Raw genomic sequence first — 23,246 nt, 5'->3', positions numbered from 1 at the left:
AAATATTAAAAATGCATATCATGAAAACAAAAGTAGCAGTTTTACTAATTTTTCTGTCACTTCTAATGACTACTGGTTATGCCCAAGAAAAAAGTAAGAGGCAATTAAGAGAAGGGCGTAAAATAGAGAAACAAAAACAAACGGCGGCTTTGGTTGAATCTAAAGAGTTCGTTTTTATTGGAAGAACAGCTTTGCCTCAAGGGTTTAGAACGATGGATTTAACCACGAATCCTAATTATGTGCAATTCCATCCGGATAAGATCAAGAGTGAAATGCCTTTTTTTGGCAGAGCATTTAGTGGAGTTGGTTATGGTGGCGATGCAGGATTACATTTTGAGGGAACTCCTCAAGAATTTACTGTCGAGAAAGGTAAAAGAGCCTATAAGATAAAAGCAGTTGTCAGAGGTGATAAAGATACTTATACGTTGTTACTTTCCGTTTTCTTTGAGGGCAGTGCAACGCTTTCCATTAGTTCCAATAATCGAAGCACGATTTCTTATAATGGCGATATATTCAAAATTGAAAAGAAAGAGGTTAAGTAATCTTTTATGGAATGAAAATTTAAGTAATAAAAATGCAATATGAAAAATAAAATTATTTTACTTGTCTGTACTTCATTATTCTTTTTTAGCTGTAAAAAAGAAATGAAAAAAGAGGATGTTAAAGCGGACTCTATTGCAATTGCGGTTGGGGAGACTACAGCGACAGATATGCATAATTCCCAAAACTCTTTAGATTGGCAGGGTACCTATAAGGGAATAACTCCTTGCGCCAATTGTGAGGGGATAGAAACTGAAGTTGTTCTGAATAAAGACATGACTTTTATTATAAAAACAAAATATCTAGGTAAAGGAGACCCAAAAACATTCGAAGAAAAGGGTACTTTTGTTTGGGATAAAACAGGGGGAATTATTTCTTTAAAAGAATTGAAAGATAAACCAAATCAATATAAAGTGGGTGAGAATACATTAACTCAACTGGATATGGAAGGCAAAGTAATTATAGGGGATTCAGCTAGGATGTATATTTTGAAGAAATAAAAAACCGTCTTGTTTTCAGGAACAAGACGGTTTTAAACAAATAAATCACTATCTTCAATTAAAAACAATATTCATTTTTAGCCACTAATTTTGAAGTGATTATTTCTCTCAATCCTACAATATTTGGCATATTAGTGTATTTTGTAAAACGACGTAATCCCATTAACATCATACGTTGTTCATCACCTTCAGCAAAAGAGATAACACTTTCTTTTCCTTTTTGAGTCACAATATCCACAGCTTTGTATAAATATAATTTTGCCATAGCAATTTGCTCTTGGGCTTTGGCTTCTCCTTCTTTTTTGGCTAATTTTTCAGTTCTAAGAATAGTACTTTCAGCCATGTAAATTTCAATCAAAATATCTGAAGCGGCCATCAATAATTGTTGGTGAGCATCTAAATCTGGTCCGTATTTTTGAACAGCTCCGCCAGCAACCATTAAGAATGCTTTTTTCAATTTGCCAATCATTTCCTTTTCTTCTGCAAATAATTCAGAATAATCAGGTGCGTCAAAAGAAGGGATTCCCATTAATTCTTCTTGTACTTTAGAGGCTGGTCCAAGTAAATCAACGTGCCCTTTCATCGCTTTTTTGATTAACATTCCTACCGATAACATTCTGTTGATTTCATTTGTTCCCTCGTAAATACGGGCAATTCTGGCGTCTCTCCAAGCACTTTCCATTGGCGTGTCTTCTGAAAATCCCATACCTCCAAAGATTTGGATTCCTTCATCAGCGCAATTTTGAATGTCTTCCGAAACGGCCACTTTTAGAATAGAACATTCAATGGCATACTCTTCAATTCCCTTCAATTCAGCTTCTTGATGGGGAGCGCCTTCCGCTTCGCGTGACGCAATTCGATCTTCAATATCTTTTGCAGCACGATAAGTAGCACTTTCTCCGGCATAACATGAAGTTGCCATTTCTGCTAATTTTGCGCGGATGGCTCCAAACTGTGAAATAGCAGTATTGAATTGTATTCTTTCATTAGCGTATTTTGTTGCGTTTGAAATGACCCTGCGTTGTGCATCTAAACAGGCAGCGGCCAATTTGATTCGGCCTACATTCAAAGCATTCATGGCTATTTTGAACCCATTTCCTCTTTCGGATAACATGTTTTCAACAGGAACTTTTGTATCTGCAAAGAAAACTTGACGCGTGGAAGAGGAGCGAATTCCTAATTTATGTTCTTCTTCGTTCATAGAAATACCATTATTAGGGTCATTTTCTACGATAAAGCCAGTTATATTTTTATCCTCTCCGATACGGGCAAAAACAATAAAGACATTGCAAAACCCTGCATTGGTAATCCACATTTTTTGTCCTGTGATTTTATAATGCGTTCCATCCTCAGATAATACTGCTTTTGTTTTTCCGGAATTGGCATCACTACCAGCGCCTGGTTCAGTCAAGCAGTACGCTCCAAACCATTCGCCAGAGGCTAATTTGGTTACGTATTTTTGCTTTTGTTCTTCCGTTCCGTACAAAGTAATTGGCAATGTTCCAATTCCTGTATGTGCTCCAAAAGCAGAAGAAAAGGAACCTGTTGCTCCCGAAATATAATCACAAACCAAAACAGTATTAACAAATCCCATTCCCATTCCGCCATAAGCTTCAGGAACAGCGATACTCAAAAAACCCATTTCAGCAGCCTTATGCATACTTTCTACAGTTAAGGCAAAATCTTTTTTCTCAAAGCGATCCTTGTTAGGCCAGATTTCTTTGTCCACAAACTCTCTCACGGAGTCACGCATCATTAATTGCTCTTCATTGAAATCTTCAGGAGTGAAGATGTCTTCGCATTTTGTTTCTTTAACCAAAAACTGACCACCACGGGTTACGTTTTTTTCAATTGTATCTGCCATTTCTTGTTATTTTAAATGATGAATTTTAAATTTTAAATTATTTCGTAATGCTGACTTCCTGAGAAGTCTTTATTATTTTTGTTATAATGTTTATTATATGCTCAATTTCAATTAATTAATTGGACACAGATATTGAAGTCAGTTCCGATTTATCTAATAATCGCAACCAGTATTTCGTTTCTCTAGCTTCTTTAGATGCAATAGCCATTTTATTTATGAAATCTCTTTTAGATTGTGCAGCAATTGCCTCTTGAATATTGGCGCCAATACTCGTTGCTGACCTTAGTATTTGTTTAGAAACGATGAATTCATTTTCTTTTTTAAGCTGAATAAAAAGATTTATAATCGACAATGCAAAATCAAAATTTTTAATTGCAATAATGTTATCTTTCATACCCATTTAAAATTTAAAATTCATCATTTAAAATAAATTAAAGCAGTTCGTAGATTCCAGCAGAACCTTGACCTGTTCCCACACACATACTTACAATTCCGTATTTGCTTCCTCTGTGTCTCATTTCGTCGAATAGTTGAACAGAAAGTTTAGCACCTGTACAACCTAGTGGATGACCTAATGCAATCGCTCCACCATTGACATTGATGATATCAGGATTTAGGTTTAATTCTCTCGTTACTGCTAATGCTTGTGAAGCAAATGCTTCGTTTAGCTCGATTAAATCAATATCATTTAATGTTAATCCGGCTTGTCTCAACGCTTTTGGAATTGCTTTTACAGGACCAATTCCCATGATTCTTGGTTCTACTCCTGCTGATGCGAAGTTTACCAAACGGGCGATAGGAGTAAGGTTCAATTCTTTCACCATTTCTTCACTCATGATTAGAACAAAAGCTGCTCCATCACTCATTTGAGAAGAGTTCCCTGCAGTTACACTTCCGCCAGCTTCAAAAACGGGTCTTAAACCTGCCAAAGCTTCTACAGAAGTTCCTGCTCTAGGACCTTCATCTTTATTTACGACATATGATTTAGTTTCTTTTTTACCATTTTCATTGATAAACGTCTGTTCCACAGTAATTGGAACAATTTGTTTGTCAAATCTGCCTTCTGCTTGCGCTTTCAGGGCTTTCATGTGTGAGTTATAAGCGAATTCATCTTGGTCGGCACGTGATACATTGAATTGTTTGGCAACCGCTTCAGCAGTTAATCCCATTCCCCAATAGTAATCTTCGTTTCCAGCTTTTGCAACAGCATAATCCGGGGTTGGTTTGTAACCTCCCATTGGAATAAAACTCATGCTTTCAGCACCACCGGCAATGATACAATCCGCCATTCCAGATTGGATTTTGGCTGTTGCCATACCAATTGTTTCTAATCCTGAGGCGCAATAACGGTTTACGGTTACACCCGGAACATCTTCGATTTTCAATCCCATTAAGGAAATCAATCGCCCCACGTTAAGTCCTTGTTCTGCTTCCGGCATCGCATTTCCTACCATTACGTCGTCAATACGTTTTTTGTCGAAATCAGGCAACTCATTCATCATAAACTGAATCGTTTCTGCTGCCAATTCATCAGGACGTTTAAATCTAAACACACCTTTTGGAGCTTTCCCCACGGCTGTTCTGTATGCTTTTACTATATAGGCTGTTTTCATTTTTTTAGTTTCTTAGAGGTTTCCCTTTGGTTAACATAAATTGGATTCTCTCCAATGTTTTTCTTTCGGTACAAAGCGATAAGAAAGCTTCACGTTCCAAATCCAATAAATATTGTTCGGTTACTAAAGTTGGTTCTGATAAATCACCACCAGCCATAACATACGCCAGTTTGTTAGCAATTTTCTTGTCGTGTTCCGAGATGTATTTTCCGGCTTCCATTTGGTCCGTTCCTACTAAGAACATTCCAAGAGCTTGCTTTCCTAATACTTTCACATCGCTTCTGCGAATCGGTTGTGTGTAACCTGCTTCTGCCATTAGTAAAGCGTGTTTCTTCGCTTCGGCAATCTGACGGTCTTTATTCACTACAATAATATCTTTTCCGTGTTGTAAAAGTCCGGTATCAAAAGCTTCGTATCCAGAAGTAGACACTTTTGCCATAGCGATCGTCAAGAAATATTCTTGCAATACGTTCAACTCCACATCATTTTTATGGAATAAATCAGCTGCACGCAATGCCATTTCTTTCGATCCGCCGCCGCCAGGAATTACTCCAACACCAAATTCCACTAATCCCATATATGTTTCTGCTGCTGCAACTACTTTATCAGCATGTAAACTCATTTCGCAACCACCACCAAAAGTCATTCCGTGTGGGGCAACCACAACTGGAATTCCAGAGTAACGCACGCGCATCATCGTGTCTTGGAACATTTTGATCGCCATATTCAACTCATCGTATTCTTGCTCGACTGCCATCATGAAAATCATTCCGATATTGGCTCCAACAGAGAAATTCGCTGCTTGATTTCCAATAACCAGACCTTGATATTCTTTTTCAGATAAGTCAATTGCTTTATTGATAGCTGCCAAAACATCGCCACCAATCGTATTCATTTTAGACTGGAATTCTAAATTCAAGATTCCGTCTCCTAAATCTTGTATAATCGCTCCGCTATTGCTCCACACTTTTTTGCTTTCGCGAATGTTGTTCAGGATGATAAAGGCATCCTGACCGGGAACTTTAGTTTGCGATTTGGTTGGAATATTGTAGAAAAAAGTTGCTCCTTCTTTAATAGAATAAAAACTAGAACTTCCGGAAGTCAACATATCAGTTACCCAAGAAGCTGGCGCTAAACCTTCCGCTTTCATGATTTCGATTCCTTTTTCGACACCAATGGCATCCCAAATTTCGAAAGGGCCATTTTCCCATCCAAAACCGGCTTTCATCGCATCGTCAATCTTGTATAATTCATCTGTAATTTCAGGAATTCTGTTCGAAACGTAAGCAAACATTCCTGCAAAACTTTTTCTGTAGAATTCTCCCGCTTTGTCTTTTCCTTTTACCAGAACTTTAAAACGGTCAATAGGTTTATCGATCGTTTTTGTCAGTTCTAAAGTAGCAAAAGTAGCTTTTTTAGCCGGACGGTATTCTAAAGTATCTAAGTCCAAAGACAAAATATCTTTGTCTACTTTTTTATAAAAACCTTGTCCAGTTTTACTACCCAACCATTTGTTCTCCATCATTTTGTTGACGAAATCAGGCAGTTTGAACAAATCGTGTTGTTCGTCATTCGGGCAGTTTTCGTAGATTCCGTTGGCAACATGTACCAAAGTATCCAATCCAACTACATCTACCGTTCTGAAAGTAGCCGATTTTGGACGGCCAATAACTGGACCGGTCAATTTATCCACTTCTTCAATCGTTAATCCCATTTCTTTTACCAAATGAAACAAACTTTGAATCCCGTAAATTCCGATTCTGTTACCAATAAATGCAGGAGTATCTTTGGCAACGACCGAAGTTTTTCCTAAGAATTTAGAACCATAATCCGTAAGGAAATCCAAAACTTCCGTTGCTGTTTGTGGGCCAGGAATGATTTCGAATAATTTTAAATAACGCGCAGGGTTAAAAAAGTGTGTCCCACAGAAATGCTTTTGAAAATCCTCGCTTCTTCCTTCACTCATAAAGTGAATTGGAATTCCAGATGTATTTGAAGTTACCAAAGTTCCCGGTTTTCTGAATTTTTCAATTTGTTCGAAAACCATTTTTTTGATGTCCAAACGTTCCACTACAACCTCAATAATCCAATCAACAGCAGCTATTTTTGCCATGTCATCAGTGGTATTACCAGTTGTGATTCTGCTGGCAAATTTCTGATTGTAGATAGGGGATGGTTTCGATTTCAGTGAATTGGCTAAATGCTCGTTCACCAATCGGTTTCTTACAATTTTGCTTTCTAAAGTGAGCCCTTTTTTAGCTTCCGCTTCGGTAAGTTCTCTTGGAACAATGTCCAACAGTAACACTTCAACTCCAATGTTGGCAAAATGGCAGGCAATTCCAGAACCCATAATTCCGGATCCTATTACTGCAACTTTTTTAATTGTGCGTTTCATACGTTGTTTATATTTGTTTTTTATTTGAATATGGTAACGCCATTATTGATTGTTCTTTTGGGACATGGCGGTGTCATTTTCTATTTTTTCGGTTTGATTAAATATGTTTTTGTCTAGAATTAATTCGTTAATCGTTTCCGCTACTTCAATAAAATGTTGCAGTTTCTCCGCTGAGATGTGTTGTTTCACCGTTTCATTGAATTTCAACACCGTATTCTTAGATAATTCTCTTTTTTCTTTTCCAAAATCAGTCAGGTAAATTAATACCCCACGGCCATCTTCAGGGTTTTTCTTTCTGATGATTAAGCCTTTTTCCTCCATGGATTTTAAGGTTCTAGTCAGGCTGGTGGCTTCCATTCCCATTTTTGGTCCTAAAGACGTCGAAGGCGTTCCACCTTCTTTATCAATACTCAACAAAGCAAAGCCTGTTGCCATACTCGCATCATACTTAGAAGCTTCCTCATTATACATTCTGGCTACTGCTTGCCAGGTGGCGCGTAAAATATAATCTATTGTTTTATCTTTCATATGTAACTATATCGATTTCAAATATAATAAAAAAAATACTATGCACGCATAATATATTGAAATATTTTTTTGAGATTTTTTGTTTAAACTAAAAAACTCCCCAAGAAATGAGGAGTTTATAGGTGTGTTTTTATATTTTATTTTAGTTTTCCATTAACAAGAGCAATTACTGCACCTACTAATGCGGCCATTACAACAGTGATTGCAATATCTAATCCCATAGTTTGATAATTGATATCACTTGTCATAGAATTCATAAAGAAATTACTGTACAGTGCCATGAATAATCCAATAACGGCACCGGCTTTTAAACCAGTCTTTGCATTTGAAATTCCGGCCCATTTCGTAAAAATGTAAGAGACGAAAAATCCAAAAGTCATACATCCTAAAAATATGAATAACATGTTTTCATTTCCATTAGTAGGGAATGAGTTTTTAAATAGGATTGCGTAAAACAACCATCCTAAAAGAAATTGGACGATACCACCTACGATGCCTGAAACTAAAATTTTTTTTACATTCATAATGTTTGGTTTTATTGGTTAACACAATAAAGATATTAAAAAATAACAAAGCAATAGATAGTGTTAAAGACAATTAAATATGAAATGATTGGTTGTGTTTTTATTTTAGTTTAAAAAAAAAAACTCATCAGTTATTGATGAGTTTGTGATTATTTATTAATAAGGTTTTCCCTTTCTTAAACTCCCCACTATTCATATCTTTCAAAAAATGAATTGCATCTGGGAAATAGGTTTTTATCAAAGGCTAGTTGTATATTTTATTGAATAACTCAATGTATTTCTCCATCACTATTTTTCGTTTTAGTTTTAAAGTTGGAGTCAATTGTCCGCCTTCAATCGACCAAGCGTCCGGAGTCAATTCAAAACGTTTTATTTTCTCCCAATTTCCAAATTTTTCATTTAAGGTATCTATTTCTTCTTGAATTCTTGCAATAACTTTTTCATTTGCAATGATTTCTTCATTGCTTTTTCCAACATCAATCCCATGAATATTTGCCCATTCTTTAATGAAGTCAAAACTTGGCTGAATAATGGCTGCCGGCATTTTTTGTCCGTCACCAATCACCATTATTTGTTCAATGAAACGGGATTGTTTCATCGTGTTTTCGATTAACTGTGGTGCAATGTATTTTCCTCCAGATGTTTTGAACATTTCTTTCTTACGATCCGTAATTTTCAAGAAACCTTCTTCATCAAATATTCCGATATCACCCGTGTGGAAATAGCCATCTTGAAGTGCTTCCGCCGTTTTTTCGGGATCTTTGTAATATCCCATCATCACGTTAGGTCCTTTACAAAGAATTTCTCCGTCTTCGGCAATTTTTACTTCTACATTATCGATTACTTTCCCTACAGTTCCTATTTTGAAACCGTGATTTCTCGTGTCGTTTACAGATATTACAGGAGAAGTTTCGGTTAAGCCATAGCCTTCCATTACCGGAATTTCTGCGGCAGCGAAAATTCTGGCTAATCTAGGTTGTAAAGCGGCACTTCCTGAAACCATCAGATCTAAATTACCTCCCAAACCTTCTTTCCATTTGCTGAAAATCAATTTGCGGGCAATTTTGAGTTGGAACTCATACCAAAATCCATTTTTGCCATAAGGCTCATAGATTAATCCTAAATCAATGGCCCAAAAGAAAAGTTTCTTTTTGATGCCTGTTAATTCGGTACCTTTTGCATAGATTTTATCGTATACTTTTTCAAGAAGTCTGGGAACCGCAGTAATAACATTTGGTTGTACTTCTCTGATATTGTCACCAACTTTATCTATGGATTCGCCAAAATAGACGGCAACACCATAATATTGGTATAAATACAAAATCATTCTTTCAAAAATATGACAAATTGGAAGGAAGCTCAAGGCACGACTATTTCCTGCTTCAAAAGGAATTCTCGAAGCACTGTCCAAAACATTGGATACAATGTTTTTATGCGAAAGCATGACTCCTTTAGGTCTTCCTGTTGTTCCCGAAGTATAAATAATGGTTGCTAAATCTTCCGTTTTTACATTATTTTTACGCGCTTCAACTTCATTTTGATTGCTTTGGTCTTCGCCAAGGGTAAGCAATTCAGACCAGTTTTTACAACCTTCGATTTCGTTGAACGAATAGACTTCTTTCAAATTTGGAACATTATGTTTTATCAAATTTACTTTTCGTAATACTTCAGCATCCGAAACAAAACAATAAATGGCACCGGAATGATTCAGGATATATTCGTAATCTTCTTCGGAAATAGTAGGGTAAACAGGGACGTTTTGTGCACCAGTTTGCAAAATACCAATATCCATAATATTCCATTCGGTTCTATTATTAGAAGAAATAATGGCAATTTTATCGTCTTTTTGAACGTTCATTCTTAAGAACGCTCTCGAAATGGCATTGGCTTTGGCAATATATTCTTCGGTAGAAGTTTTTATCCAAACGCCATTTTGCTTTGTTGATAAAGCATCAGGAATTGAAGTATATTTATCTTGCTGATAATAAGGAAAATCAAAAAGTCTAGTTATTGGAGTCATTATTCGAATATTGAATTGACTCGCAAATTAGAAAAAAATCGCGGTATTTTTAATTTTTTTGAAATTAATTGGAAAAATTTAATTTCCTATTTGAAAATATTGTTATTTAAATAGACATTGTATGAATTTATAATAAACCTTGCAAGGTGCTTTTCGAATTAATCGAGATGATGCAATCTATATTGAACACATATTTCCAAGTCACCCATTTTAAAACCGGCATTTTTTGCGGCTTCGTGAATGCGTTTTTGATACATTTCCTGAAAATTGAGATGGAGGTTTCCGTCATCGCAAAGGCGTAGCGAAAGCGGTACTTCACCATTGGCTGTAATCAGGAAAATAACAGGAACGTCATATACGCCGGAAAAAAAGAACAACTGAATACCTTTGTGCAAATCAGAAACTTTTATTTGGTATCCCAGGTTTTCCGTTTTTCTTCCACCATATAATTTAAACAGGTTTCGTTTTCTGAAATTTTCGAATTCAAATTGGAACAGGTTTTTTTTATTAAAGTAGGTAAGATAAACATCCTGAATACCCAAATCCGTTAAAAACCTTTGCAAGACCAAGGGAAATGTTGCGATATAATCTTTTTTATTGTCGGCATCATACGCCAACACGCAATGACTGTTTATGGGCGGGTCAATGGGCTGGAAAGGTTTCAGGTGATCGTAATACTGTTTCAACATATAGGCTTCCTTTTTTACGGACAAATCAATGTCTGAAGTATAGCTTTGCTGAAATTCGGCAATTAAATTATCGGCAAATACCGAAGAGTTAAATATTTCTCGGCGTGTAATGGGTTTGAACATAACGTAATTGTTTTAATTCCATCTTAATTATTTTCGAGCCATTGGGCATAAATAAGAATGCCGCTCAATATAATATTATCTATATCTTTTGAACTTTTAGCCTTAAATTCATCGCCGGCAATCTCATATTTTTTTGTTTCGAAATCATAACTAAGCGAATTGCCACTTTTATCATCATCCTTTATATTGAGAGTCATGGTATCTTTTTCCATTTGCATAGTTGAAAACTTCTGATTTGCAATTTGTTCACCACTTTTTTCAATAGTATAGTTGCCAATATATTCTTTAACATTTTTTATTTCACCAAAAACATCTTGGGTGTAACTCCGTGATTTGATATTACTAATGGTGATGGTGTAATTACCGGAGGTAAGTTTTTGTGCGAATGTACTGCTAGTAATTAGGGCTAAAAGTACAATTAGTAAGTATTTTTTCATAATTTCAAGATTTTATTTTTATTAAAGATAGTGTTTTATTCGGGTCTTAAATCTTCAGTATCTCTGGCAATAGGAGCTCTATTCGACTCGAGAATCATAGCTTCTAAATGACTTTTTTTTGAAGGGTAGCAACGCTTACAATCATTTTACAACCATTTTTATATCCAGTAAAATCCCCGCTAGGCAAAATTATCTTTGTTTATTGTTGAAGTTCCCAGGAAATTACTTTTTTGTTATAGATTATTTAATTTGTGTTTTTATATATTGGATTATTTTAAATAAAATCAATTCTTTATTTAAGTGCTATTTCTTCTTTTCTACACAAAGTTGTCAGTTTGTCAAACTGTTCCTTCAGTTTGTATAAATTTGCTTTTTGAACACCTATAATTCTGCCAATAGTTTGGTTATTTCTATCTTTTAAATAGGTGTATGGAAATTAAATATCCCATTTTTTTATCGCAAACAAATCAAGGGTTCTTGTTGTTTTTTTAGGACAGCAATCAGGTAGAAGCTTATGCTTTTTGCCAGTTGTTGTATTTTCGGCTTTAGGGATGCTGTCTGTAAAGCTGATAATGCCTTTTCGGTTAAGCTGATTTTTTTTATAAAAGTATCATATTTTTTATTGTCTATATAATAAGCAAGAGGGTTTGCTTTGATAATAACATTGATACTATCGGCCGTTTTATAAAATTCTGATTTAGGATATTATGCAAATACCGATAGAGAAAAGAATAGTAAGCAACTGGCAATTTTCATTTTTTAGTTTTTAAATTATTCCCAAATTTCATCAATCAAACGATGAACAATATTTTAGATTCGTATCGTAATGTAAGTACTCAGTCAAATGAATTTATTTTCAAAGATTTAGATGGATCAAAGTTCATTAATCAAACAAAGGTTCAAGGATTATTGTCCTAATAGGTTTTTATCCGTTCTCCTAAAATATATATTTTGTTTTCATCGGTATGAACAGAAAACGATACCACGTCCCAAGCGTCTATTTCTCCAGATTCCCAGCTTGCTCCTTTGTGTTTTGCTTTTATTTGGTACCAAAGATTATACATAAAACCCCAATCGGCTTTAATTTTTTTGGGAGTGCCGTCCATGTCACACTCGATACCCCAAACCATAGGTGTTCTGGACATTTGATGATTTTGAAACAGGCCGGTTCCATCAGAATTGAGTTGTACTATAGGGTCTTTTTTGCTTTCAAACAAATAATCTCCCGTAATAGGATAACCGATTTCTTTTGTAAGGAAATAGGCTTCGTTTTTAATTTTTATTTCTTGAACATTTTTACCCAATTTTGGAGCTGCAGGTTTTGCAGCAACAGTTGTAGTTTTTTTTGGACTGTTTAAATTTGTCTTTTTTTGAGCCTGTGTGCTGGTAATAAAAAGACTTAAAACAATAATCATTAGATTTTCAGTTTTCATGGGTAGTTATTTATTAGTAATTGATCAGTGTATCGCCAATTCTGTATTCTTAATCTTGATATGGAATCAAGTTAATCTCATAAATTATTTTTTTGTTTTCAATTTTGTTACAATTTTTAATAAACCTTCCCTGTTTTTTGCTTCGTGATAAAATTTAGGCAGTTTTTCTAGTAAAGTAAAACCTGTTCGATCTTTATGTTCCCGCAAGGTGGCACCAATATAGCGTTCCAGATACTCCAGATGTTTGTCGTTGTACGCCCAAAAAACATCATTTTTGAAAGGCGCTTTTAGCCATAATTCCGACTCAAAATACCAATTTGCCGACATATCTACAGTGCCTTTTGGAATTAAGGCCGTGGTAGTTTCCTTGTTATAGCCGCAATGAGCACAAAGCAAGCGAGCTTTTTTAGCCTCAAAATTTACTGTGGCAATTGCTTTTTTGGCACAAGAAGGACACACAACCCAGACTTCTTTGTAAAAGTCGTAACGGGTTAAGTTTTCGTCTTGAAAGCGGTTGGGTTGGTTCATATTTGAGGTCTCATGTATTGTAATGACTAGTCATTTCCGGGAGCTTATTCCAAGGCTTCAAAAAATATAAAAAACTTTTTGTTGCTCACGGAAAATTTAACACGTACATCTTCGTCAGTAACCATAGCCCCTTCATTTCCAAAGGACCTGTTTTTTTCGGGAAAATTTTTAAGTTGTGCCACAATTTTATTGTAATGCTCGGTAACTTCAAGCTTGTTTTTTTTTGTAATATTAATGCTATATCCATAATTTACTAGTTCATCATTCTTGTCAAAACTAACTTGTGTTGGGGCATCAGCCTTTGCTGTTTTTGGATTAAAAGCAATCATCCCCAAAATCAAATTGCCTGCTAATTGTTGCTTTAAAAGACTTGAAGCTTGAGGATTGTAGTTTTTAAAATCCTCTTTTTTCATTTTTGGATTGAATTTGTATACCGTCGAAATACTATCAATAAAATGGGTTACTTTAATTTTTTCGTCAATGGTGTTTTTTGTTTTAAAATTGCCATTCATCATATTTACAAAAACATTGGTGGTTTCGCCTCCAATTATTTCAATGTTCTTTTTTATAATTTTTTTATTAAAAATAAACGTGACGTCAAGATTTCCGGCAGTAATGTTGTCAACTACCCATTCGTCTTTGGTTTTTGGACTGTTGGTTACACCTTCAATAGAGGGCATGGTAATTTTTATGTTTATGGGAACGGATTGAATTATTAGTTTCCCGGTTGACACGGCTGCTTTTTTTTCTGTTTCACCTGAGTTACCATTTTCGGTGATATAAACGGTGTTTTTGACAAAAGGTTTAACTTTATAAGAAAAAACCTCTCCTTTTTTTAGGGTTATTGTTTCTTCGAAAGCGATATATCCCTCTTTGACGATTTTGATCAGGTTTTTACCAGGGGTGACATTTTCAATGATACAGCCACCGTATTCGGCCGTTGTTTTTGCCTTGAATTTATTGTTTAAGAACACGGAGAGGTCAGGTTCTCCATTTACTTGTATATAAGCAGTTTGTCCTAATAGTATCGTGCTAGTCAACATTAGTAGGGAGAAAAGAATTGTTTTTTTCATTTTCAGGTAATTTTTAAATGAGAGATTTGGTGAATTATATTTATTAATAATTACGCAAGTTAAATAATGGTTATTTCATAATCAAAAAATATTTGATTCTTATTTTGGACACGGAATTTCTCAATTGCGACTCGTGAATCTTTGTTGTCATAAGCACTCCGGATTTTAACTATAACCTTGTTTTTAACGCTCAGCATTAAGGTGATAAGTGATACCTGCTTTTTCGTCATTTAGCGTTAAATCATATCCACCACCATATCCTTTATTTACTTTCAGGTCATAAACAAACACTTGTTTGGGGATTGTATTCAGGGTAATCTCATTTTCAGTTATTTCATATTTTTCCCCATCACTTTTAGCTTCTGCAGCCGATTTTTGTTCGGGAGTAATATACATATAAGCAGTACCGTCAGTTTTAAATACCCAGGATAATCCCGACCATTCGCGTGGCATAAAATTTCCCTCCTGATCTTTTTTAGTCATTTGTCCTAATGCCCATTCGCGGGAAGAAATAATTTGTTTAGACTCCGTAAGCGTAAGTGTTTTGGTTCCAAATATATTTTTAGCATCCTTACTAGACAATGAATAGATCGCTTTCTCTCGAGTAGTAATTTTATAGTTTTTATCATAATAGTAAATTTTTTCTTGGTCTTGACTAAATACGTCGCTTGCTGATGTGATAAGTATTAAAAGAACTAAAATTTTAAAAGTCTTCATATTATATTTGTTTGATTATTAATTAGCGTATAATTATAATTATTTTGGTTCGAAAGCATCAAATTTTCGCCCTGAAAGCGGTTGGGTCGTGTCGTTTTAAATTTCTAAATTATTAATCGCATTTGAATTTGGGATTTTGTTCAGAATATAAACGACATATAAACTGTAATTTATACAATTCCTTTCTGAGTGCTTGTCTTTCTTCTGGACTACCTAGGAAAATTGTGACTATTGTTTCTTGGTTTTGATCCAAAGCCTTAATCTCATCTTCTTTTATAACAAACGATTGTACCTTCAACAAATTGAAAATGAAGCCATTCTCTTTTGGGCCTAACCAGGTTGAGCTTTCGATACAAAACACATCTCCCTGCAGATTGGCATTTATTTTTGTGGGATAAAATAGAGCGTAATCCTGATGTGTAAAAGACGTATTTCTGTCTTGCTGCAGCATAACGTTGATGGTGTCTATCGTTTTTATCAAATTTGATTTATAAGATTGCGCTTCCGACGATAAGGTGAATAATATCAGTATGCAAAGGATTTGGATGGTTTTCATATTATAAATTATATATCAGAAATTTTGGCAATCAATTCAATTCCTTCATAATTATCGTAGCTCATGAATAGATAAGGCTAGTCTTTTAGGATATTTTGTTGCGCATTTTCGTATGCTTTTTTTTTGTTTTTTAGAATTTATTTTCCCATCGTCTGTTGGGAAAAAGCAAAAACCTATTTTATATAATCAGGGTGGATTGGGCTGATAAACATTAAGCGATGTATTTTTTCATCTGACCCATCAGTTCCAATCTGATATTTATAGGAACTTTTAGACCATAGTTTTCCATCCTCACTTTCATCTATAATTTTAAAATTTTCATCTTTCAATTGTATTTCACAAAAAACAGTATTTATGGCAGCTATTTGATTAAAAACACCTATTAAAGCTTTGTCTTTTTTATCATAACATGCCGCAATAGTATTTCCTATCGGCCCCTTAAATTCTAAATATACAACTTCTAAAAACGCATCATTTGGTAATTCTATTTCATTTTCATTCTCTTCTTGAAAAGAATAATTATTCTCCTTCATAAAACCTTTAATAGTTTTGTAGCTAGTGGTAAATGCAACTTTTTCCAGTATTGCCAGGTTTCTATCTTCGAAATTTATTTGTGCATAACTAGCCGTGTTTACTATGCAAAAAAAGATAACTAAAAACCAATATTTTTTTTTGTTCTTGCTGTTTTTCATGTTTTTTTTATATAGTTATTATTAATTATTACCCTCAAACCTCCTGCGGTTAAAAAACCTTCATAGTTAGATCTGCACCAGTATCAAAGGTTTTCTCTTATATTTCATTCATAATTCATGCGAGCACAAAGTCGGGAGACTTTGCACAGCACAAGCCGAATACATTTTGCAGTGCTGGAGATATGAGTTACAAAATACTACAATAGATAAAGGTGATTTTAGTCTTTGCATTTTTTATTAAATTCTTTTACATCCTTATTAAATCTACTAATTTTATCGGTTAACTCTTTTTGCAATGTGTTAGAGCGTTCAACGATTATGTCATATGCTTTACCAATTTTTTCATATCTATCCTTTAAATCCTGATACCCATAGCTATCGGTATGCATATTGCTAAGCTGCTTAGTTATAGAATTAACCTCACTTAATAGACTAGCACCCTTTTCATAGCTTTTATTATGGGCATCATGCAGTTCTTTTAGAGATGCTTCTTCTGTGTCAAGGTATTCACCTCTTTTATCACAGTCAAAGTTCTGTGAGTAAAGGTTACTAGTTAAAGTAATGATTAGTAATAATAATAGTCTTTTCATTTTTAAAATTTATTTAATTATTTTAATATACTCTGGGTCTTCTTTCTCCCTTTTGTACGTTTACTGAACAGATAACGAGTAGGATCGCTGCAACACTAATTTTTTTTAAAAAATTATTTATTCAATATTTTTTTTAAATCCTCTAATGCTTGATAAACAGTTGCCGCATTTTCTGAATAAAATGTGATGTCTATTCTAGGTGTAGCTTGATAGATTTGAATCCTGGAATCATTATCATATCTTATTGTTGCGTCTTTTATATAAAAAGTCACATTACATCCTTTTTCACTGCCTGAAATGGCTATTTCTCCAGTTTCTGAGATCGCTATTTTAGTCATATCATAACATGGCGGATCATACATTCCTCCAAGAAAAGGTTTTCCAACTAAATTTTTTTCGAGTGTGATTGCAATTTTTGAAAAATCATTAGTTTGTCCGTAGGTGATATGACTCAGTAAGCAAAAACTGGCTATAAGAAAGGCATTTCGGAATTTGTTTGCTTTTTTCATGGATTAAAATTAATGGATTAATGATTTACGTGAATAGGTAAAACCGCCACAGTTGAATGCAGATTTATCTTTATTCATCGTCATGGTTACATTACCTGAGGATTGCCAAGTGCTTGTTCCTTTTGAATAAGCCTGGTTTCCTGCATTCCAGGTATTGTCTCCATTGTGTGTAATGTTTTTGAACTTAAAATTATATTGAATAGAATTTGTTGGCCAGCCACTGTTTCCTACGGCAAATATCAAGGCTTTGCTACCTTCGGCAAATACAGCGGTACCATCAATACTGATTCGCACACCATCGTTACGTTCCCACATCCCATCCATATCTTTGGCCTTGAAAGTTTGAGCTTGGAGATTGTTGATGTTAATTACTCCCATAAGGAATACTAAAAGGGCCAAATACTTTTTTTTTGTTTTCATAATTATTTTAATTTATTGTTAGATATTGTTCAGTCAATATCTATTATCCAATTCCAACTTAACCAACTGCCCGTCATTCCTTGAAATCAACCATAAGTTGTTATCCTCTAAAATGGCTTGGTGTACATTCCATTGGATTAAATCAAAAGTTTTTACCGTTTTGTTTTTTTTTAAATCATAAATGACAAGAGTGTCTAAATAGATAAGCCAAACAGTATTCGCTTCTGCCTTTAGAATTTCAGTATAATTACTCACTCGATTTTCAGTAAGTGGAACGATTTCTTCCAGTTTTACTTCATTTTCTATTTTGTTCTTGTTGTTAATAATTAGCATTTTGTTTTCTCCTAAAACAATTGTCTTGTCTTTGGTGTATTTTAATTTTAAAACTTCGTCTATGTCAAAATAACTTACGGACAGTTCTTTTTGATTGTGGATCAAATGCCTGAAATTTCTTATACATTTTATGTCTTCGGCAAAAAGGGTTGCTTTGTGTTTGCATTTGGTATCCAGTAACTTACCGCTATAGTTCAGCTCAAACCAATTGTTTTCTTCGGCATTGGCAATGATTTTATCTTTCAAATAATAGGGTTGCTTGTCAACACCATGTGCTATAAATTTTTTCCAAATCACTGCATTTTTTTTTAGATCATACGCCAAAACAATGCCACCAGTTTCTGTATCAATAGCAGTGCAATACATTATATTACCTTTGAAAACGGGTTGGGTGTTTATTGACACTATGGATAATGTTTGAATCGTATCACCTGTTTTGACATTGAGTTGTATGCATTTATCTACATATTCACTAATATGTTTTTCTATAAAAACATTGTCTTGATATAATTTTGGAGCATTATTCGATTTGTTGGCCACATAATAGGACCAATTTAATGCCCCCGTTTTTTTATCGTAGGCATAAATTTTATAATCATTGGCATTAAGATAAACTTGAGAACTATCGATGCTAATGGAAGAATAAAAATTAGATAATTGATTTTCTGAAAAAGGGATTTTCGAATTGAAAAATTCGGTTTGTGCAACAGCGATATTGCCTAATAATAAACCAACACAAAAAACTAGTATGCTAACTGTTTGTGTAATGTTTTTTTGGTTATACATTTACTTTGGTTTAATTACGTTAACAAAATACGAATAATATATAGTGCAGTACAATACCCATAAATGGGTATTTTTATGAATTTATAATAAACCTTGTAAGGTGCTTTTTCGAATTAATTGGGCAGTATTTCTAGAGTTGGATTTTTTTAAAATATTTTTGCGATGCGTTTTTACAGTATCAACACTGATAAAAAGTTCATTGGCAATTTTATTGTTGTCAAAACCTTCTGCAATTAACTTAATAATATCAATTTCTCTTTTTGAAAATTCTGAAAAACAGTGCTCACCTTCAAAAATATCAATATTCATATAGGAAGGTTCCCCTTTTAGCCCAATCATGGAATATTGATAGGTATTGTTTTTGGTCAAATGATCAATTCTGGTATGAATATTCAATGATTTTCCAAATCCGCCTTTTGGATCTAATGTCAGTATTATGGCTTGATGATTGAGCATGCAATACTCCCCATTTTTCATTCGACTTCTAAAACTGTAATTCATTTTATAGTTAGTCAATTTTTCCGGACCTATATTCGTATAAAAAAAATTAAGTATTGAAGCTTCGGCTCTTGATATAAAGTCAATATCATCAGGATGTATCGTTCCAAGAATATCATTAAAACATACAGTGTCTGGATTAAATCCATGAATGTCAGCTATCGCTGGACTAATGTTTGATAAAGACATATCATAAAAATCAATAATATAAAAATAGAAAGGTCCAGTACTTATTATTGAACTGGCAATTTCATCAAACTTTATTTGTGGTAATAAAGTGTTTTCGTTGGCTTTTTTTTGAGTATCAATCCAAACCGAATGAAGTTTTTGTAGTTCTTGAATCATAAAAACTATTGTATTTTTAATTTGAAACGTTGTTAAAAATACAATAGTTTTTATGATTCAATGAATAACAAATAAAATTTGTTAAAAAAATGTAAAAACATACTAAAATTCTTAAATTTTAACAATATTAATTTTTATTTATCAATAATAAAAGCGCTCACCATAGGCGAACGCTTTTATGAAATCTATAGCAATCTAATTAATTTTTGTCCATCCATCTTCTGACATTGACAAAAGCTTCATGCCACTGAGAAACTTCATTGTCTCTGTATTTTGGATAATGTGCTCGGTTCCATTGGAAGGTGGAATGCTCCATATGGGACAACATCACTAAATGTATTTCAATGGGATTAAGTAAGATGGTTCTATTTAATCAAATATTTTTTGGGTTTTGAACCCATATAAAAAGTCAATTTCGAACCATTAGTGATAGCACTATGTTTTATAAATAAACTGTTTAAGGGCTTTCCATTAAGAAGCACTTTTTGTACATAAACATTTTTATCACTTTGGTTAATTGCTTCTATGGTAAAGTTTTTTCCGTTTTCTAAAGTTAGAGTTGCATTATTTACGAGTGGTGATCCTAAACTATATTCATCAGAACCAGGCGCTACAGGATAGAAACCTAAAGAGGAAAAAAGATACCAAGCACTCATTTGTCCGCAATCATCGTTTCCACCTAAACCATCGGGAGTTGGTTTGTATTGCATTTTCAGAATTTTACGTACTTGGGATTGGGTTTTCCAAGGCTCGTCAGTCCAATTGTAAAAATAAGCCACATGATGCGCCGGCTCATTGCCATGAACGTAGCCACCAATAATTCCTTCTCGGGTGATATCTTCTGTTTCTGCAAAAAAGGAATCTGGCAAATACATTGAAAACAGCGTGTCTAAGCGCGATGCAAAAGATTTTTTGCCTCCCATTTGAGTCACTAATTTAGTTGGGTCTTGCGGTACAAAAAAGCTGTAGTTCCAGCTATTACCTTCTATGAAACCTTGTCCGTGGGTGCTTAAAGCGTCAAATTCTTTTTTGAACGTTCCGTCGGCCAATTTTGGACGCATAAAACCAGTTGTTTTATCAAAATTGTTTTTCCAATTTTCGGAGCGTTTTATAAATTCATTGTATACATCAGTTCGGTTTAATTTTTTGGCTATTTGTGCAATACACCAATCGTCGTAAGCATATTCTAATGTGTTTGAAACAGAAATACCACTTTTTTCGGCAGGAATGTAACCTAAATCAATATAACTGCCAATACCTTCATAATTGCGGTGGTTTGCTGTTGTGATACAGGCTTCTAAAGCTTGGTTTTCATCTCCATTGTAAATTCCTTTTATAATCGCATCCGAAATCACGGAAACACTATGATAGCCACTCATGCACCAGTTATCATTGGAATAATGAGACCAAATGGGTAACATGTGCAAGGCACTTTGATTGTAATGTGCCAGCATGGACTTTACCATATCATTATTACGTGAGGGTTGGATTATATTGAAAAATGGATGCAATGCCCGATAGGTATCCCAAAGTGAAAAAGTGCTGTAATTGGTAAAGCCGTCAGCTTGATGTATTCCTTGATCCAGCCCTTTATATTGCCCGTTTACATCCGTGTAAGTCGTTGGATTTATGAAAGTATGATACATGGCGGTGTAAAAATTCACTTTAGTATCTTCTGATGCAGTGATATTAATTTTATTCAATTCTTTGTTCCAAATTGCCTGTGCTTGGTTTTTTACTTTTTCGAAATCCCAATCCTTAATTTCCGCCTGCATATTTTGTAATGCATTTTCTTGGCTAACCGAGGATAAAGAGAATTTTATTTTTATTTTTTCAGCTTCTTCTGTTTTGAAATCAAAATACATCCGTATTTTTTTTCCGGCTATTTCAGGAAAATTTTTGTTTTGGTCGAACTTGCCCCAAAATCCTCTATAAGGCTGTTTAGTATCATAATTCTTTTGACCATATTCTTTGAAAGGTTTCGAAAATGACATGGCAAAATAAACCGTTCGGGTTCTTGCCCAGCCATTCGTTTGTCGATAACCAGTAATCAAAGTGTCATTAATCACTCTTACATAGGTCCAAACGTCTTTTTGATCGTAATTATAAATTCCGGCCATTAAATCTAAAATAATGTGACTTTCATCCGATTTTGGAAAAGTATATTGATGCATACCAACCCGTGTTGTAGCAGTCATTTCGGCTAAAATACCATCATCATCCAGCTTGACTTTATAATAACCGGCTTCGGCTTTTTCGTTAGCATGAGAAAACGCTGAACGATACCCACTTTTTGGATTTGCAGCGGTTCCGGGATTCAATTGTAATTTCCCTTGTGTTGGCATAATTAGAAAATCCCCAAGATCAGAATGCCCTGTTCCGCTTAAATGGGTATGGCTAAAACCTACAATATTCTTGTCTTCATATTTATAGCCGGCGCAATACTTATACACTTCTCCATTGTATTTTCCATTAAGTTCGTATGAAATAGTATCTGTTTCCGGGCTTAGTTGTACTGCTCCAAAAGGAACTGTAGCTCCTGGATAAGTATGTCCCATTTTTTCGGTACCAATGATTGGCTTAACATATTTCACTAAATTTTGCTGTGCATGGGTAAAATAAAAACTGTAGAGTAGGGCAAAAAGGAATATTTTTTTCATGGAATAACTGCTAAATTAGTTTTGGAAGTTTCTGCGAATTTAGTATTGCATTCAAATCTAATTAATCGTAAGTTTTTAAGCAAATATTAGCACAGTTTTGACAACAAAAACTTCGTCAGCCAGTGATAAGATTCTTTCAGAATTGTTTTTAAACATGCATTTAAAATAAAATTACAGCCATTCATTTAGGAACTCCAACAAAGTCAATTTTTGCCCTTTTCTAATTTTTTCGTTTAATAAGTAGCTTAAGATTTTTTTCTTTTACTGCAGTTCTATTTTGAATGCAATAGTCGGTATGATAAAAGTGCGATTGAAGAAAATTAATTTGCATGTCGTTCCAATCCTCCAAGCTGAGATTTGGATTATAATGTTTTAGTTCCAGATAGAGTTTATTTCCTATGCGTTCAAAATTGTCGGTACCCAAGTATTCGACATCGGCATCAGCAAGGATACATTCTAGTTTGGTTTTTGGTTGCTGCGGTATTATAGTGGCTCTGATCATGCCGGCAATGATTTCAATTTCTTTTTTGGTGTATCCAAATTCCGGTAACTTTTTTTCAGCAAACCTAATGCTTTCTTCTTCATGTCCTTCATTGGTACCATTGATAAATCCGGCATCATGAAACAATGCTGCGGTTTTAATGAGCAGAATATCTTTCTTAGTTATATTTTCTTGCAGCGCAATATATTCTGCTGCTTCCAATACATGTTGCGTGTGTTTCCAATGGTGATAAATGAGAAAAGGAGACAATTGTGTTTTTAAACAATCCATGACATCAGTATACAAAAGATTCCAGTTTTTCATATTTTAAGCTACAATTAAATTTAAAAATAGGGTATACGCCATGAGAAGTTATCTTTTATGAGATTTTC

General features: G+C 34.2%; 23 protein-coding genes and 1 pseudogene. 2 read left to right on the top strand and 22 right to left on the bottom strand.

Translation table 11 applies throughout. The features are described from left to right. Nucleotides 1–20 precede the first annotated feature (20 nt). Both E0I61_RS10175 and E0I61_RS10170 read left to right on the top strand, forming a co-directional pair. Complete coding sequence (locus E0I61_RS10175; RefSeq protein ID WP_165930210.1) at nucleotides 21–542, top strand: DUF4251 domain-containing protein; 522 nt, start codon at nucleotides 21–23, stop codon at nucleotides 540–542. A 39-nt stretch (nucleotides 543–581) separates the two neighbouring features. Then, nucleotides 582–1,040 (top strand): copper resistance protein NlpE, encoded by a 459-nt coding sequence (locus E0I61_RS10170; protein WP_131994830.1) that lies wholly within the window; start codon nucleotides 582–584, stop codon nucleotides 1,038–1,040. Nucleotides 1,041–1,098: 58 nt separating this feature from the next. On the opposite strand, the gene E0I61_RS10165 is transcribed toward E0I61_RS10170, so the two are convergent. The 22 genes and pseudogenes from E0I61_RS10165 to E0I61_RS10060 all read right to left on the bottom strand — a co-directional run bounded on the left by E0I61_RS10165 (nucleotide 1,099) and on the right by E0I61_RS10060 (nucleotide 23,178). Continuing rightward, complete coding sequence (locus E0I61_RS10165; protein ID WP_132071202.1) at nucleotides 1,099–2,904, bottom strand: acyl-CoA dehydrogenase family protein; 1,806 nt, start codon at nucleotides 2,902–2,904, stop codon at nucleotides 1,099–1,101. Between the two features lie 37 nt (nucleotides 2,905–2,941). Then, a pseudogene (locus E0I61_RS10160) lies at nucleotides 2,942–3,298 on the bottom strand (four helix bundle protein). A gap of 37 nt (nucleotides 3,299–3,335) precedes the next feature. After that, nucleotides 3,336–4,517, bottom strand: a complete 1,182-nt coding sequence (locus tag E0I61_RS10155; RefSeq protein ID WP_131994836.1) for an acetyl-CoA C-acyltransferase — start codon at nucleotides 4,515–4,517, stop codon at nucleotides 3,336–3,338. Nucleotides 4,518–4,521: 4 nt separating this feature from the next. Continuing rightward, the gene (locus E0I61_RS10150) at nucleotides 4,522–6,912 is read right to left on the bottom strand and encodes a 3-hydroxyacyl-CoA dehydrogenase/enoyl-CoA hydratase family protein (protein ID WP_132071200.1); all 2,391 of its coding nucleotides are present in this window, start codon (nucleotides 6,910–6,912) and stop codon (nucleotides 4,522–4,524) included. 42 nt (nucleotides 6,913–6,954) lie between these two features. Continuing rightward, entirely contained in the window at nucleotides 6,955–7,440 is a 486-nt protein-coding gene (locus E0I61_RS10145) for a MarR family winged helix-turn-helix transcriptional regulator (protein ID WP_131994842.1), read from the bottom strand. Nucleotides 7,441–7,577: 137 nt separating this feature from the next. Continuing rightward, nucleotides 7,578–7,964: a hypothetical protein gene (locus E0I61_RS10140; RefSeq protein ID WP_132071198.1), complete on the bottom strand. Its 387-nt coding sequence runs from the start codon at nucleotides 7,962–7,964 to the stop codon at nucleotides 7,578–7,580. Nucleotides 7,965–8,208: 244 nt separating this feature from the next. Further along, nucleotides 8,209–9,984, bottom strand: coding sequence for an AMP-dependent synthetase/ligase (locus tag E0I61_RS10135; protein WP_131994848.1), 1,776 nt, complete (start codon nucleotides 9,982–9,984; stop codon nucleotides 8,209–8,211). A 158-nt stretch (nucleotides 9,985–10,142) separates the two neighbouring features. After that, nucleotides 10,143–10,796: a hypothetical protein gene (locus tag E0I61_RS10130; protein WP_132071197.1), complete on the bottom strand. Its 654-nt coding sequence runs from the start codon at nucleotides 10,794–10,796 to the stop codon at nucleotides 10,143–10,145. Nucleotides 10,797–10,819: 23 nt separating this feature from the next. Continuing rightward, nucleotides 10,820–11,233: a hypothetical protein gene (locus E0I61_RS10125; protein ID WP_132071195.1), complete on the bottom strand. Its 414-nt coding sequence runs from the start codon at nucleotides 11,231–11,233 to the stop codon at nucleotides 10,820–10,822. A 914-nt stretch (nucleotides 11,234–12,147) separates the two neighbouring features. After that, nucleotides 12,148–12,666, bottom strand: a complete 519-nt coding sequence (locus E0I61_RS10120; RefSeq protein ID WP_132071193.1) for a hypothetical protein — start codon at nucleotides 12,664–12,666, stop codon at nucleotides 12,148–12,150. 84 nt (nucleotides 12,667–12,750) lie between these two features. Continuing rightward, nucleotides 12,751–13,194 carry a hypothetical protein gene (locus E0I61_RS10115; protein WP_131994860.1) on the bottom strand — a complete coding sequence of 148 codons (444 nt, stop codon included), beginning with the start codon at nucleotides 13,192–13,194 and terminating at the stop codon, nucleotides 12,751–12,753. Nucleotides 13,195–13,238: 44 nt separating this feature from the next. After that, complete coding sequence (locus tag E0I61_RS10110) at nucleotides 13,239–14,267, bottom strand: PEGA domain-containing protein (RefSeq protein WP_132071191.1); 1,029 nt, start codon at nucleotides 14,265–14,267, stop codon at nucleotides 13,239–13,241. Between the two features lie 183 nt (nucleotides 14,268–14,450). Beyond that, nucleotides 14,451–14,984, bottom strand: coding sequence for a hypothetical protein (locus E0I61_RS10105; RefSeq protein ID WP_131994865.1), 534 nt, complete (start codon nucleotides 14,982–14,984; stop codon nucleotides 14,451–14,453). 112 nt (nucleotides 14,985–15,096) lie between these two features. Further along, the gene (locus E0I61_RS10100; protein WP_132071189.1) at nucleotides 15,097–15,540 is read right to left on the bottom strand and encodes a hypothetical protein; all 444 of its coding nucleotides are present in this window, start codon (nucleotides 15,538–15,540) and stop codon (nucleotides 15,097–15,099) included. A gap of 173 nt (nucleotides 15,541–15,713) precedes the next feature. Next, a complete protein-coding gene (locus tag E0I61_RS10095; RefSeq protein WP_131994871.1) occupies nucleotides 15,714–16,232 on the bottom strand; it encodes a hypothetical protein in 519 nt (172 codons plus the stop codon). 218 nt (nucleotides 16,233–16,450) lie between these two features. After that, the gene (locus tag E0I61_RS10090; RefSeq protein WP_131994874.1) at nucleotides 16,451–16,822 is read right to left on the bottom strand and encodes a hypothetical protein; all 372 of its coding nucleotides are present in this window, start codon (nucleotides 16,820–16,822) and stop codon (nucleotides 16,451–16,453) included. Between the two features lie 113 nt (nucleotides 16,823–16,935). Further along, the gene (locus E0I61_RS10085) at nucleotides 16,936–17,331 is read right to left on the bottom strand and encodes a hypothetical protein (RefSeq protein WP_132071187.1); all 396 of its coding nucleotides are present in this window, start codon (nucleotides 17,329–17,331) and stop codon (nucleotides 16,936–16,938) included. A 9-nt stretch (nucleotides 17,332–17,340) separates the two neighbouring features. Further along, on the bottom strand, nucleotides 17,341–17,751 hold the full coding sequence (locus tag E0I61_RS10080) for a hypothetical protein (protein WP_132071185.1): 411 nt from the start codon (nucleotides 17,749–17,751) through the stop codon (nucleotides 17,341–17,343). Nucleotides 17,752–17,784: 33 nt separating this feature from the next. Further along, entirely contained in the window at nucleotides 17,785–18,870 is a 1,086-nt protein-coding gene (locus E0I61_RS10075; RefSeq protein ID WP_132071183.1) for an outer membrane protein assembly factor BamB family protein, read from the bottom strand. 81 nt (nucleotides 18,871–18,951) lie between these two features. Beyond that, complete coding sequence (locus tag E0I61_RS10070; protein WP_132071181.1) at nucleotides 18,952–19,713, bottom strand: LuxR C-terminal-related transcriptional regulator; 762 nt, start codon at nucleotides 19,711–19,713, stop codon at nucleotides 18,952–18,954. 365 nt (nucleotides 19,714–20,078) lie between these two features. Next, nucleotides 20,079–22,373 carry a GH92 family glycosyl hydrolase gene (locus tag E0I61_RS10065; RefSeq protein WP_132071179.1) on the bottom strand — a complete coding sequence of 765 codons (2,295 nt, stop codon included), beginning with the start codon at nucleotides 22,371–22,373 and terminating at the stop codon, nucleotides 20,079–20,081. Between the two features lie 220 nt (nucleotides 22,374–22,593). Continuing rightward, nucleotides 22,594–23,178, bottom strand: a complete 585-nt coding sequence (locus E0I61_RS10060; protein ID WP_132071177.1) for an HD domain-containing protein — start codon at nucleotides 23,176–23,178, stop codon at nucleotides 22,594–22,596. Nucleotides 23,179–23,246: the final 68 nt, after the last annotated feature.

Source organism: Flavobacterium ranwuense (assembly GCF_004349315.1).
Classification (GTDB): Bacteria; Bacteroidota; Bacteroidia; order Flavobacteriales; family Flavobacteriaceae; genus Flavobacterium; species Flavobacterium ranwuense.
This window is presented reverse-complemented; position numbering and strand designations above follow the sequence as displayed.